The sequence below is a fragment of the Aliiroseovarius salicola genome (assembly GCF_027891095.1).
Lineage (GTDB): Bacteria > Pseudomonadota > Alphaproteobacteria > Rhodobacterales > Rhodobacteraceae > Aliiroseovarius > Aliiroseovarius salicola.
Window position 1 is genome coordinate 126117 of the sequence record NZ_JAQIIO010000004.1, and the last position, 13044, is coordinate 139160.

Below are 13044 nucleotides of genomic sequence, written 5' to 3' on the forward strand. Positions count from 1 at the left end.
CTTGTTTGCAAGACCCGCCCATATTTTTGTTGGATTGAACCGTTAGCCAAAGACCTTACCCAGGGCGTTGTCGACGGCTTCTGTAATCCGATCAATATCATCGGCGGTTGCGATCAGGGCCGGGCTGAAGCAAAGCGTGTTGTTCAGGCCGGGGATCGAGCGGTTGGTGGCGCCGATGATCACGCCTTGTGCGCCGCATTCGGCCACAACTGCACCCACATCCTTTTCCGCAACCGGTTCCTTGGTACCGCGATCAGATACCAGCTCTGCGCCAAGGAACAGGCCCTTGCCACGCACATCGCCGATCACCTTGTGCTTCTCCATCAGCGCCTGGAGATTGCCCAGCATGCGGTCGCCCATGGATACGCAGTTTTCGAGCAGGTTTTCGTCTTCGATGATCTGCATGTTTTTCAGAGCTGCAGCCGGCCCCGCGGTGCAGCCACCGAAAGTCGAGATGTCGCGGAAATAGCTTAATGGATCCGACATGTCTTCTTTGAACATATCGAACACCTCTTCGGTGGTCACGCAACATGCGATTGCCGCATAGCCTGAGGCCACACCTTTCGCCATTGTCACAATATCGGGCTTGATGCCGTATTGCTGATAACCGAACCAGGTGCCGGTGCGGCCTACACCGCAAACCACTTCGTCGATATGCAGCAGGATGTCGTACTTTGCACAGATTTCCTGCACGCGCTCCCAATAGCCCGGGGGCGGGGTGATCACGCCACCACCTGCGGTGACGGGTTCGAGGCAGAGCGCACCAACAGTGTCTGCGCCTTCAGCCAAGATCACCTCTTCAATCGCGTCGGCGGCGCGCTGGCCATATTCTTCGCCGGACAGATCCCACTGGGCGCGGTATTCCATGCAATGAGGAACACGGATGAAATCAGGGGCAAAGGGACCGTATTGCGCGTTGCGCTCGTCCTGACCGCCAGCCGACATGGTGGCCAGCGTCGATCCGTGATAGTCGCGATCGCGATAAAGGATCTTGGTCTTCTTGCCGCCGTAACGCTTGTGCGCGATCTGGCGCACCAGTTTAAAGGCCTTCTCGTTCGCTTCCGACCCCGAGTTTGTATAGTACACGCGGCTCATGCCCGGCATCTTCGAGATCAGACGCTCGGAATACATTGCGCCGGGGATCGAGCCAGCAGAACCCGCAAAATAGGGCAGTTTTACCAGCTGATCGCGGATCACATCCGCGATTTCGGTGCGACCATAGCCTACATTCACGGTCCACACTCCGCCTGAAACAGCATCAAGGAATTCCTTACCGTTTTGATCCCAGACACGCATGCCCTTGCCTTCGACAATGATGCGCGGGTCGCTGGTTTCAAACGGTTTGTGCTGGGTCAGATGATGCCAGACATGTGCCTTGTCAGCTTCAATCACTTTGCTGATGTCGTTGTCGTTCAATCCACCATCCATGACTGGACCTCCTTAAGCTGCGCCGCCGATCCACATGCAGGGGGCGGATTTGTTGATTCTTTGATCAAATTATCAGGCCAGAATGGGGAGCGTGTGAATAGGGCCAGAAGGCTCTTTGTTTATGTCCAGAAGGGGGCGGCGGGCCAAGGTGCCGGGTCAGTTCAAACGTGGAAACGCCATGAGGTTTGGATATGTTTGAATATGGTAGATTAAAATGTTTTTTGATTGCTCATGTGAATTTTGTGAATTTCAATCTTTTCGAAGTTGGTCATAGCGAAGTGACGTAAGGCAACGCGGTGAACGAAACACAATGATGGAAGGCCGCAGTGCCTCAATTTAATTGGCCTAACAGGAAGTTGTTGATTTGGAAAATGCGACGCGCCTCGTTTGGATTGTTGTGGCATCTAAACCAAATCTATTGGTGGGATCAGATCGAAAATCATGGTGCGGCAACGATGGTAGTCGCAAGTGCGCTATTGGTCTGACAGTGGTGGTTCGACTGCGGGCCTTTTCGCTCATGCTGCCTGAAAAGCACAATGCCTCACATGTCATTTGGGTCGAAATCGCGCTCAAAAAAGCGAATGATCCAATCGGCAAAGACACCATTGTCAGCACCCAGAGGTAGGGATTTGCGCGCTTTTTCAACGATCTCCAGTGGTTTGCTGTCAATCGAGCTCTCAACAAGCCCGGCAAAGAACTTGTCACTCATTTCCGGGTGATTTTGTGTCGTGAATACATAATCACCGATCACGTAGCCTCCGATCTGGCAACCTTTGTGGGACATGATGGCTTTGGCCTCGTCCGGTAGTTCGGTGACCTGTTCGATATGCGCGCCATATTGCCAAATCCGTTTCGCCCGCATCCAGGGCGGAGGGGCCGTGATAATCATTTCAGTTGAACCAAAGATCCAACCGTTTGGGTTCTCTTCGACGCATCCACCCAGAGCCAGGGCAGTGGCCTGATGGCCAAAACCGGCCCCAAATAATGGTGAGCGGCGCAGGGTGATCCGTCTGAGAAGGGCAAGCAGATCTTCGATCCATTTCTCCGCGTCATGCACAGAGGCTGGACTGCCGGTGACAATCCACCCATCAAATTGTTCTTCGTTATTCGGAAAATGATGATCCTTGACCGAGAAGGTCGAGAAAATCCAGTTTGGCCGCTTTGGGGCGATAAGCTTCAGCCATTTGTCCCCTTCGGTGGGGTGGGCCTGAGCAAATTCACTTTCGTCAGTATTCGTCATCAGGACGGCGATACGCATTGTGGCCTCGACTTTCACTGTTTTGCCTGCTCAAACGCAATCAATATTTTGCTTCCTGCACCTGAACTGCGTCCCTGCCAAACGACGATGGTAAGTTCGGCATGTCAAGTCACGGCTCATGTTTTTTACCGCGACCTGAGGTGCCAATTTGATCTAGGGCAAGGTGGGGAAATTCTTAACGCGTTAGATCTGACGCGCCCCGCTCATGTGGGGTGTTCTGTGCTGATCGAAATGAAGCGCGAAGGATGGATCCATGGGCTTCGTTTCAACAAGGAGGATGCATGCCGCATTTGCCATTTGAATTTGGCTTTGGGTTGAACAGGGGCGCCAAACAGCGCGCCTTGGTAAACCATCTGCGGGGTGCTTTTGTCGCATTTGCAGAATGCCGATATGGCGGTGATCATATGCGCAACCTTGAGGTCGGAATAAACGCCATCATGGGTTTCACAGAACGTTGTCAATTCCTGAGAGAGATGTTGAGGGTGGGACAAGGCCATTTTGATGCTGTGCGCGAAAGCATCGGAAATCGAGCCTGCAAGGTGTTTGAAATCCAGCTGCGCCCGCAGCTGATCCCGACACCAATCACCCTTAGCGCTCAGGACCAGGAAATCAAAACCGGGACGGGCCGTTTATGCTGGACCTCAGCTCATACGGACATCCGAAAGAGGACCAGCCGATGATGAAAACCCTTGATCGCGCCTTGCCGATTGCGCTCCTGCATGCCCGCGAGGCCACGTTGAAACCCTTTCGCCACGAGCTTGATCAGATCGGCTTGACTGTACAGCAATGGCGGGTGATCCGCGTGCTGGCCGAAGGTAAACCCTGCTGCGCCACGGAACTCGCGTCCCGTTGCGTGTTGATGCCGCCCAGCCTGAGCCGGATCCTGAAAAACCTGACGGAACGCGAGTTCATCGAGCGGGTGGGTGACAAGGATGGTCGTCGTCGCCGGGTCAAGATCACACCGGCAGGTGAGAAAAAATATCAGGAAATGTCGGTCAAATCTGCGGTGATCTATGAAGATCTTGAAGGACGGTTTGGCGAAGAGAAGATGGAAACCCTGCTGGATCTTCTGACCGAGCTGCGCGAAGTGGCCGAGTATCACTGAGAACCAAGGCAGTTTTCTTGTGACGCTGCGACCTGCTTGCTCTGGCAGCGGGATTGCATACGCTCATTAAAAAATAAGGAGCGGACCATGACCGAGAAACCCGAAGGCAACATCATCCTGCGCACGCTTGCGATGCCGAAAGACACCAATATCGCCGGGGATATTTTCGGCGGGTGGGTGCTCAGCCAGATGGACATCGCGGGGGGCGTGCTTGCCGCTGAACGGGCAGGGGGCCGGGTGGCCACCGTGGCCGTCGACGCGATGAAGTTCATCTCACCAGTGAAAGTGGGCGACGTACTTTGTATTTACGGAGAGGTCGGCCGCATCGGCACCACCTCGCTTGCCATCCATCTCGAAGCCTGGTCTGAACGCGACCGGGGCCGGTCTGCGCATAAGGTCACAGAAGGGGTGTTTACCTTTGTGGCACTGAATGACGATGGCCGACCGCAATCGGTCGACCAGGGCTGATATCACTCAGGCGTGACGCTGGCCCAGCATCGGAACGCGTGGATGGGCGATCCAACGGAACAATGCGAGGAAAGCCGACGCAAGCGCTTCGCCTTGAGCCTTACGGGCCTCGCGCATGATCTCATTCATTTCTTCGTGGCTCAGAGGTTTGTATTGGATCTGGTCCATGACCGGTCTCATTTCATCTGTTTTCAGTTGCCGAACAGATAGGGCGGGAGGCCGGGGGATACACCGGCGAAAATGGGAATACCGGTTATGTTGTGGATGCAAGGGGGGAGGTTGGCCTGATTGAATGAGTGCGATTGGCGGTTGCTAACGATCCGTCCGGTGGCACGCCGGACAGCGCCCCACTGATCGGCAGGTGATTGCTTGCAATCACCGAGAGATGACCCGCCCCCACAGGGTGGGCGCTCCACGCCAACCCTTCGGGTCAGCTGCCGTCCAATGTCCAACTATGCTTTATTTGGGCTGAACTAGTACTCTCTTGGGAAAGAAACCTCTAATCGGTACCTTCAACTGTGCTGTCACTACAGTTCTGAAGTGGGTCGTCTGGGTGCCATAACAGTGCACCGTAAGAGCCAAAATGACCTACAAGGAGCCCATGTTTCACAAAGATTTTTGACAAGTGGCTCTGAGCGAATAATAGGTGTCTTTGAACATACAGAGTGTAACTTGAGAAACGTTCAAGGGTGAAATCGTACCTATCCCAGTCGCCAGGTAAAGGGGCGTTGCTCATGAACCGGTGAATAAAGTCATTTCTGACTCGTGCAATCGCCCTTAAATAAGCAATATCGCGACCTTCTATTCCACTTTGCTCAAGCGCCGAAATAAGTTTTCCCAAGGTCGCACCGGTAGCTGTTTCGTAACGCTGTAGAAAGGCTTCTGCATCTGAGTTTGGCACCTTCCCAATTTGTGCTTTTGACGAAGTTATCAAGCCAACTACAAGGTCCTCGAAAGTGCAGATTGAACAAAACGCCGCCCCCATGCATGCCATGGCGAGCAGGTTGTCTTGTGCTTGAGAGCTGTTTTCAAGGTAGCCGAGAATGTCTTCCCGGCTTTCCTCGGAGCTGAAAATCAAATGATCACCTCGTAAACTTCTTATGCTTCAACCGCTTGGGCTCCAGCGCATCCGGTCCCAACCGGCGCTTCTTGTCCTCTTCGTAATCCTCAAAGTTGCCTTCGAACCACTCCACATGGGCGTCGCCTTCGAAGGCGAGGATGTGGGTGCAGATCCGGTCGAGGAAGAAGCGGTCGTGCGAGATGACCACGGCGCAGCCCGCGAAATCCACCAGCGCGTCTTCCAGCGCGCGGAGCGTTTCCACGTCGAGGTCGTTGGTCGGTTCGTCGAGCAGCAGCACATTGCCGCCCTCTTTCAACAGACGCGCCATGTGAACACGGTTGCGCTCGCCACCCGACAGAAGGTTCAGTTTCTTCTGCTGATCGCCGCCCTTGAAGTTGAAGGACGAGCAATAGGCGCGGGAGTTCACTTGCGCGTCGCCCAGTTCGATGATCTCGGCACCACCGGAAATCGCTTCCCAAACGGTTTCATTTGCATTCAGATCATCACGGGACTGATCAACGTAAGACAATTGTACGGTGTCGCCCAGCTCAATTGTGCCGTCGTCGGGCTGTTCCTGCCCGGTCAGCATTTTGAACAGCGTCGATTTACCGGCGCCGTTGGGGCCGATGACCCCGACAATCCCGCCCGGCGGCAAGGAAAAGTCAAGATTTTCAATGAGCTGCTTGTCGCCCATGTGTTTCTTCAGACCGGTGACTTCGATCACCTTGCCACCAAGGCGGGGGCCATTTGGGATGACGATCTGGGCGCGGCCCACCTTGTCCCGCTCGGACTGGTTGGCCATTTCGTTATAGGCGGCGATCCGGGCTTTGGATTTTGCCTGACGGGCTTTTTGGCCCTGACGCATCCATTCCAGCTCGCGTTCCAGCGTCTTCTGCTTGGATTTGTCTTCGCGGGCTTCCTGCGCGAGCCGTTTAGCCTTTTGTTCCAGCCACGAAGAGTAGTTGCCCTCATAGGGAATGCCCGAGCCACGGTCGAGTTCAAGGATCCAGCCGGTGATGTCATCGAGGAAATAGCGGTCGTGGGTGACGATCAGGATGGTGCCTTTGTAATCGATCAGGTGCTGTTGCAGCCATGCGATGGTTTCGGCGTCGAGGTGGTTGGTCGGTTCGTCCAATAGCAACATATCTGGCTGTTCGAGCAGCAGTTTGCAGAGCGCCACCCGGCGTTTCTCACCACCTGAAAGCGTCGACACGTCCGCGTCATCTGGCGGGCAGCGCAGCGCTTCCATCGACACGTCGATCTGTGCGTCAAGATCCCAGAGGTTCTGTGCGTCGATCTCGTCCTGCAGCTTGGCCATCTCTTCGGCGGTTTCGTCCGAATAGTTCATGGCCAGTTCATTGTAACGATCAAGGATGTCTTTCTTGGCTTTCACACCCAGCATCACATTGCCGCGCACGTCGAGAGACGCGTCGAGTTCTGGCTCCTGCGGCAGATAGCCGACCTTGGCCCCTTCGGCGGCCCAGGCTTCGCCGGTGAAGTCCTTATCCATACCGGCCATGATGCGCATCAGGGTCGATTTACCGGTGCCGTTTACACCGACCACACCGATCTTCACGCCGGGCAAAAAGCTCAGGCGGATATTTTCGAAACATTTCTTGCCACCCGGGTAGGTCTTGGAAACCCCGTCCATGTGGTAGACATATTGATAAGCGGCCATAGGGATACGTCCTCGTGTTTGACTTCCGGCTGTCTTAGCTAGACAAAGAGCGCAGGGCAATCCCGAAGGAGACCACATGAGCTACCATCCCGCCGAAGACCGGTATGAAACGATGGAATATCGCCGATGTGGTGCGTCGGGATTGAAGCTTCCGGCGATCAGTCTGGGTCTGTGGCACAATTTCGGTCATGATTTCCCGCATGCATTGAAGCAGGAGATCTGCCGGACGGCATTTGACCGCGGGATCACGCATTTCGATCTGGCCAATAATTATGGTCCACCACCGGGGAGTGCTGAAGAAGCGTTCGGCAAGATCCTGAAGACCGATTTTGCGGGATATCGAGACGAGCTGATCATCAGTTCGAAAGCTGGTTACGACATGTGGCCCGGACCTTATGGCGAATGGGGCAGTCGCAAATATCTGATCGCCTCCTGCGATCAGAGCCTGAAACGTCTGGGTGTAGATTACGTGGACATCTTTTATAGCCACCGGTTTGATCCCGAGACCCCGCTGGAGGAAACCATGGGCGCGCTGGACCATATCGTACGCTCGGGACGCGCGCTTTATGTCGGGATTTCAAGCTATAACAGCCAGCGCACACGTGAAGCGGTTTCAATCCTGAAAGATCTGGGCACGCCCTGCGTCATACACCAACCGAGCTATAATATGCTGAACCGCTGGGTCGAGCGGGATGGGTTGAAGGATACCTTGCGCGAATTTGGCGTTGGATCCATTGCATTCACGCCGCTCGCACAGGGATTGCTGACGGGCAAATATTTGAATGGCATCCCGCGGGACAGCCGTGCCAGCCAGGGCAAATCTCTGGCACCCGAACTGGTATCTGACAATGTGGTGAACAGTCTCAGAGCCTTGGCTGAGATTGCCGAGAGGCGGAGTCAAACCCTTGCGCAGATGGCATTGGCCTGGGTTCTTCGCGAAGGAGGGATCACCTCAGCTTTGATTGGGGCATCGCGTCCCGAACAAGTTATTGATTGTGCCGCGGCCATCAATTGTCTGGAATTCTCGGCAGATGAATTGCGTGAGATCGACGCTTGCATCAGTGAAGAGACGGTCAATCTCTGGGCCGCGTCTTCCGAGACGGAATAGGTCGGGACAATTGGTGTCAGGCAGAAGCTGTCAAATGCGTCACGAACTTCCATATGCCGTGCCCGGTCAGGTGATTGGGTTGTTGGGCGGGTCATTCGATCCGGCCCACGAAGGCCATGCACATATCACGCGGGAAGCGTTGAAGCGGTTTGGGCTGGACCGGGTCTGGTGGTTGATTTCCCCGCGTAACCCATTGAAACAAAGTGGTCCTGCGCCGATTGGGAGCCGAATGAAGCGCGCTAAAGAGGTGATGCAGCATCCGCGGGTCGAGATTACGCGTATCGAGGAACATACCGGTACGCGTTATACCGCCGAAACGCTCGCAGCCTTGATGGAACTTTACCCCGGTGTGCGGTTCGTCTGGCTGATGGGGGCCGACAATCTGGCAGGGTTTCATCATTGGGACAATTGGCGCTGGATCATGGATCATGTTCCTGTGGGGGTGATCGCGCGTCCCGGTGATCGGGTTCAGGCACGTATGTCCCCCGCTGCGCTGATCTATCGCGATGCTCGGATCCGGGGACGAGAAGCCCAGAAATTGTCCCACCGGGTTGCTCCGGCCTGGACCCTGATCAATGCGCCCATGCGCGATATCTCTTCTTCCCAAATCCGCGCGGACGGCAAGTGGTCTAATCGCGATTAGTCTCCGTCATCTTGATGATCAGAGCTTGAATTTCCTCATTTGCCCCGGTTAACTCGAAGGTGAAACTCATGACCGTGAAGGCCAGATGACCCGAACTCCTACGAGCAGAAAAATGACACGGCGCGGGCTGTTGATTGGAATGAGCGCCAGTGTGACCGCCGCGGCGTTGTCGTCTTCTGCACTGGCCAATGCACCAACGACAAGTCTTGTCCCGAAACCACGCCCAAGTGACGCCATCAAACGCACGGTGTCGGAGCTGGATACCCTTCTGGGAAAGGCCAATCTTTCAGGGCAAATCGGGTTTGTTGTGGCAGATGCCCGCACCGGGTTGGTGCTGGAGGCACGCAATCCTACCTTGGATCTTCCTCCTGCTTCGGTGGCGAAGGCCGTAACAACCGCTTATGGCCTGGCAACTTTGGGAAGCGGGCATCGCTTTGTGACCCGAATTATTGCAACCGGCCCGATTACAGGAGGCAAGATCCAAGGTGATCTTGTCCTCGTTGGGGGAGGGGATCCAACCCTTGACACCAACCAGCTTGCGGAGCTCGCCAAGGCCCTGAAAACAAAGGGTATAAAAGGAATAACGGGAAGGTTTCGTTACAAAGCAAACGATTTGCCTTATGTGCAATCCATTGACCCTCAGCAACCGGATCATCTGGGTTATAACCCCGCGATTTCCGGGCTTAACCTGAATTACAACCGCGTGTATTTCGAATGGAAACGATCAGGTGACAGCTATGCGGTTGCGATGGATGCGCGGTCTGATCGGTTCAAGCCTGCGGTTACGTCGGCGCGGATGAAAGTCGTCAACCGCAAAGCCCCGATCTATACTTACAAAGCGGTGTCTGGGGTGGACAATTGGACGGTCGCGCGTGGCGCGCTGGGCAAGGGGGGATCGCGTTGGTTGCCCGTGCGAAAACCTGCGCTTTACACCGCCGAAGTGTTTCAAGTCCTGGCGCAATCATATGGGGTCAAACTTCCCAAACCGGTCGAAAGCAAATCTGCGATCAATGGAACCGAAATCGCGCGCGACAGCAGTGAGGATCTCGGGGTGATCGCGCGTCAGATGCTGAAATATTCCACCAATCTGACAGCAGAAGTCATCGGTGTGATGGCGAGCCAGAGGCGCAGTGCCAAACCGGGTACACTGGCCGCGTCCGGGCGGGTTATGTCGCAGTGGGCAAAAGAAAAATATGGTTTAAAATCAGCACGCTTTGTCGATCATAGCGGGTTGTCGGATGCATCGAGGATTTCAGCGGATGATATGGTCGATTTGCTGGTAAACCTTGGCCCGGATCATGCGCTTCACGGGCTTATGAAAGAGATCACCCCACGTGGCGAAGACGGTAAAAAACTTGCAGGCGCGGGTCATAAGATCCGTGCAAAAACCGGAACACTGAACTTTGTTTCTGCGCTGTCCGGATTTGTCACCGGGGCAGATGGAACCCCCTTGGCCTTTGCAATTTTCACCGCCGATATGGACAAACGCAAATCGATCAAACGGGCCGACCGCGAACGGCCCCCAGGGGCAAGAACCTGGAGCACGCGGTCGCGTTGGCTCCAGTATCAACTCCTCAACCGCTGGGCTGCGCTTTACGGAAGTTGAGCGGTTTTGTGGTGCTGGAATGCGATTTGGATTCTTTAAACTTTTGCAAGGGGTGGTTTCCAAAAATTTAAACTTTTTATGAGTGAAAATCCGAAACTTTAATCTTTGTAAATTTGCGAGCGGCGCGATTTCAGGGCGGCTCAATGCCCGCAGCATTTGTCGCCCAAACTGAGGTGAAAAATTGAAAAAGGGGCCGCACGGCCCCTTTGGAAACTTCAACTCATCCTATCCAGCAGACAGGCCAGCCGCAACATTAGACCAGTCACAACACCATATGACGGGCACGGGCACCGCGTTCAATGGCGGCGGCATGCAGTCGGTCGATATTCAGCTCATAGCGGATTTCTTCGAGGATGCGAAGCTCTGGCCCGTGCAGAACACCGTCCGATGCGGCCACGTCACAGGCCAGCGCATAGGCGGTTTCCCACAGATGCTCAGGCAAGTTGTCGCGCACCAGACCAAACAATGCATCCAGACCATCTTCGACGGCAAACAGGTCAAACACCGTTTGCGAGACATTTTTCATACGATCCGGGTCGTAATCTGCAAAGACCGGCAGGTGGTTGACCACCCGCTCGATGGTCAGAAGTTCAGCCGATGTAATCTCCTCGTCCGAGGCGGATACGGCCATCATCACAGCCACAAGACTGTCTTGCGCCGTGAGGGAATGGGGAATGTCTTGCACGGGGGTACTCCTGCGAAATGCGCCTTTTGTTGCAATGCAGAATATTGACCCCGGCCACCCGACGCAATAGGGAGAAGGGCTTAGGGGCAAACGGTCCCGAATAGGTGCAATATGGCGCCAAGATATGAAGGAAACAGCAGATGACTGATCAGATCAGCCCTGAAATGCGTGAGGCCGCGATGACCTCGAAAGCCTGGCCCTTTGAAGAAGCGCGCCGGGTGCTCAAACGCTATCAGAAGGGCGCGCCTGAGAAGGGCCATGTGCTGTTTGAAACCGGCTATGGCCCGTCAGGCCTGCCGCATATTGGCACCTTTGGCGAGGTGGCGCGCACCACCATGATCCAGACCGCGTTTGAGGTGATCTCGGATATCCCAACCAAGCTGATCTGTTTTTCGGACGATCTGGACGGGATGCGCAAGGTGCCAGGCAATGTGCCGAACTCGGAAAGCCTGCATGAGCATCTGCAAAAACCGCTCACCTCGGTACCCGATCCCTTTGGCACGCATGAAAGCTTTGGCCATCACAACAACGCCATGCTGCGCCGCTTCCTTGATACCTTTGGCTTCAAATACGACTTCTATTCGGCGCAGGAGTTCTACAACTCCGGCCAGTTCGATGAAGTGCTGAAACGCGCAGTTGAGAAATATGACGAGGTGATGGCGGTGATGCTGAAGAGCCTCCGAGAGGAGCGTCGCCAGACCTATTCGATCTTCCTTCCGATCCACCCGGAAACCGGCCGCGTGCTTTATGTGCCAATGAAAGAGGTGAACGCGGAAGACCACACCATTACCTTCGACGATGAAGACGGCAAGGAATGGACCCTGCCGGTCACCGGTGGCAATGTGAAACTGCAATGGAAGCCTGACTTCGGCGCCCGTTGGGCGGCCCTCGAGGTCGACTTCGAAATGTATGGCAAGGATCACTCCACCAACACGCCAATCTACGACAAGATTTGCCGTATCCTCGGCTGGCGTGCGCCAGAGCATTTCACCTATGAGCTGTTTCTGGATGCCAGCGGCCAGAAGATCTCGAAAACCTCGGGCAACGGGATTTCGATTGACGAGTGGCTGACCTATGCCTCGACCGAGAGTCTCGCCTACTTCATGTATCTCAAGCCGAAAACGGCCAAGCGGATGCATTTCGACGTGATCCCCAAGGCGATGGATGAGTATCACCAGCAGCTGAACGCCTATCACAAGCAGGACCTGAAGGGGCAGCTGAACAACCCGGTCTGGCACATCCATGGCGGCGACGTGCCGCGCTCGAACATGGTGGTGCCGTTTTCGATGCTGCTCAATCTGGCGTCCGTGGCCTCAGCTCATGACAAAGACCAGCTTTGGGGCTTCATTCAGCGCTACGCGCCGGATGCTTCGCCGGAAACCCACCCGGATCTGGATGCCGCCGCCGGCTATGCGGTGAAGTATTATGAAGACTTCGTGGAGCCCGAGAAGGTCTTCCGCCTGCCGACCGATCAAGAGCGCGCCGCGATGGTGGACCTCGCCGCGGCCTTCCGTGATGGAGATAAAGCGCTGGGGCTCATCGCCAAGAAAAACGAGATCGTCGGCAACGAAGACCCGCTTCCGCAAGTGGACTTCGCATCCGACGAGTTCCTGCAATCCATCGTCTTTGCGGTGGGCAAGGTACATGAGTTTGAAAACCTGCGTGACTGGTTCAAGGCGCTTTACGAAGTGCTGCTCGGCGCCAGCCAGGGCCCGCGCTTTGGTGGATTTGCAGCGCTTTACGGTGTCGAAGACACAGCCGCGCTGATCGACCGTGCGCTGGCGGGGGAACTGGTCAGCTAAAGCACAAAAATTTGGTTGAATTGAAAAGGCAGAGGCTTAGCGCCCCTGCCTTTTTTCTTGCCTCCAATACCTCGGGGTGAGAGCGCAGCTCGAGGGGCAGCGCCCCTTTGCCCCAGCATCCTCACGATGCAACGTACGCCCCCATTAATCCCCGTTAAATCCGCTTTGTTACCCCTTTCCCCGTTTTGGACCGCGCGAGTCCG

Annotated in this window: 13 protein-coding genes; 7 read left to right on the top strand and 6 right to left on the bottom strand. The window is 55.3% G+C overall.

Going from position 1 to position 13044, the window contains the following annotated elements; genetic code table 11:
• Window positions 1-42: 42 nt before the first annotated feature.
• Window positions 43-1428, bottom strand: a complete 1386-nt coding sequence (locus tag O2N63_RS09060) for an aminotransferase family protein (protein ID WP_271053944.1) — start codon at window positions 1426-1428, stop codon at window positions 43-45.
• Between the two features lie 541 nt (window positions 1429-1969).
• Window positions 1970-2668, bottom strand: a complete 699-nt coding sequence (locus tag O2N63_RS09065; protein ID WP_271053945.1) for a glutamine amidotransferase-related protein — start codon at window positions 2666-2668, stop codon at window positions 1970-1972.
• A gap of 299 nt (window positions 2669-2967) precedes the next feature.
• On the opposite strand from O2N63_RS09065, the gene O2N63_RS09070 reads away from it, so the two are divergent.
• From O2N63_RS09070 to O2N63_RS09080, 3 genes are all read left to right on the top strand, one after another.
• Window positions 2968-3366 carry a hypothetical protein gene (locus O2N63_RS09070; protein ID WP_271053946.1) on the top strand — a complete coding sequence of 133 codons (399 nt, stop codon included), beginning with the start codon at window positions 2968-2970 and terminating at the stop codon, window positions 3364-3366.
• The gene (gene hpaR / locus O2N63_RS09075; RefSeq protein ID WP_271053947.1) at window positions 3363-3791 is read left to right on the top strand and encodes a homoprotocatechuate degradation operon regulator HpaR; all 429 of its coding nucleotides are present in this window, start codon (window positions 3363-3365) and stop codon (window positions 3789-3791) included. The genes O2N63_RS09070 and hpaR overlap by 4 nt, the downstream gene beginning before the upstream one ends.
• A gap of 87 nt (window positions 3792-3878) precedes the next feature.
• A complete protein-coding gene (locus O2N63_RS09080) occupies window positions 3879-4259 on the top strand; it encodes an acyl-CoA thioesterase (protein WP_271053948.1) in 381 nt (126 codons plus the stop codon).
• 6 nt (window positions 4260-4265) lie between these two features.
• Here the strand turns inward: O2N63_RS09080 and O2N63_RS09085 are convergent, their stop codons facing one another.
• The 3 genes from O2N63_RS09085 to ettA form a co-directional block, all read right to left on the bottom strand.
• The gene (locus O2N63_RS09085) at window positions 4266-4427 is read right to left on the bottom strand and encodes an RSP_7527 family protein (protein ID WP_271053949.1); all 162 of its coding nucleotides are present in this window, start codon (window positions 4425-4427) and stop codon (window positions 4266-4268) included.
• Between the two features lie 331 nt (window positions 4428-4758).
• Window positions 4759-5337: a hypothetical protein gene (locus O2N63_RS09090; protein WP_271053950.1), complete on the bottom strand. Its 579-nt coding sequence runs from the start codon at window positions 5335-5337 to the stop codon at window positions 4759-4761.
• 4 nt (window positions 5338-5341) lie between these two features.
• On the bottom strand, window positions 5342-6997 hold the full coding sequence (gene ettA, locus O2N63_RS09095) for an energy-dependent translational throttle protein EttA (protein ID WP_271053951.1): 1656 nt from the start codon (window positions 6995-6997) through the stop codon (window positions 5342-5344).
• A 76-nt stretch (window positions 6998-7073) separates the two neighbouring features.
• Here ettA and mgrA point away from each other — a divergent pair, with 76 nt between their 5' ends.
• The 3 genes from mgrA to dacB all read left to right on the top strand — a co-directional run bounded on the left by mgrA (window position 7074) and on the right by dacB (window position 10354).
• Window positions 7074-8105, top strand: a complete 1032-nt coding sequence (mgrA, locus tag O2N63_RS09100) for an L-glyceraldehyde 3-phosphate reductase (protein WP_271053952.1) — start codon at window positions 7074-7076, stop codon at window positions 8103-8105.
• Window positions 8106-8139: 34 nt separating this feature from the next.
• A complete protein-coding gene (locus O2N63_RS09105; protein ID WP_271053953.1) occupies window positions 8140-8748 on the top strand; it encodes a nicotinate-nucleotide adenylyltransferase in 609 nt (202 codons plus the stop codon).
• A gap of 139 nt (window positions 8749-8887) precedes the next feature.
• Window positions 8888-10354 (top strand): D-alanyl-D-alanine carboxypeptidase/D-alanyl-D-alanine endopeptidase, encoded by a 1467-nt coding sequence (gene dacB, locus O2N63_RS09110; protein WP_271053954.1) that lies wholly within the window; start codon window positions 8888-8890, stop codon window positions 10352-10354.
• Window positions 10355-10616: 262 nt separating this feature from the next.
• Here dacB and O2N63_RS09115 read toward each other — a convergent pair whose 3' ends face one another.
• Complete coding sequence (locus O2N63_RS09115; protein ID WP_408629807.1) at window positions 10617-10988, bottom strand: tellurite resistance TerB family protein; 372 nt, start codon at window positions 10986-10988, stop codon at window positions 10617-10619.
• Between the two features lie 191 nt (window positions 10989-11179).
• Between O2N63_RS09115 and O2N63_RS09120 the strand changes: the two genes are divergently transcribed.
• A complete protein-coding gene (locus O2N63_RS09120) occupies window positions 11180-12841 on the top strand; it encodes a lysine--tRNA ligase (protein ID WP_271053956.1) in 1662 nt (553 codons plus the stop codon).
• Window positions 12842-13044: the final 203 nt, after the last annotated feature.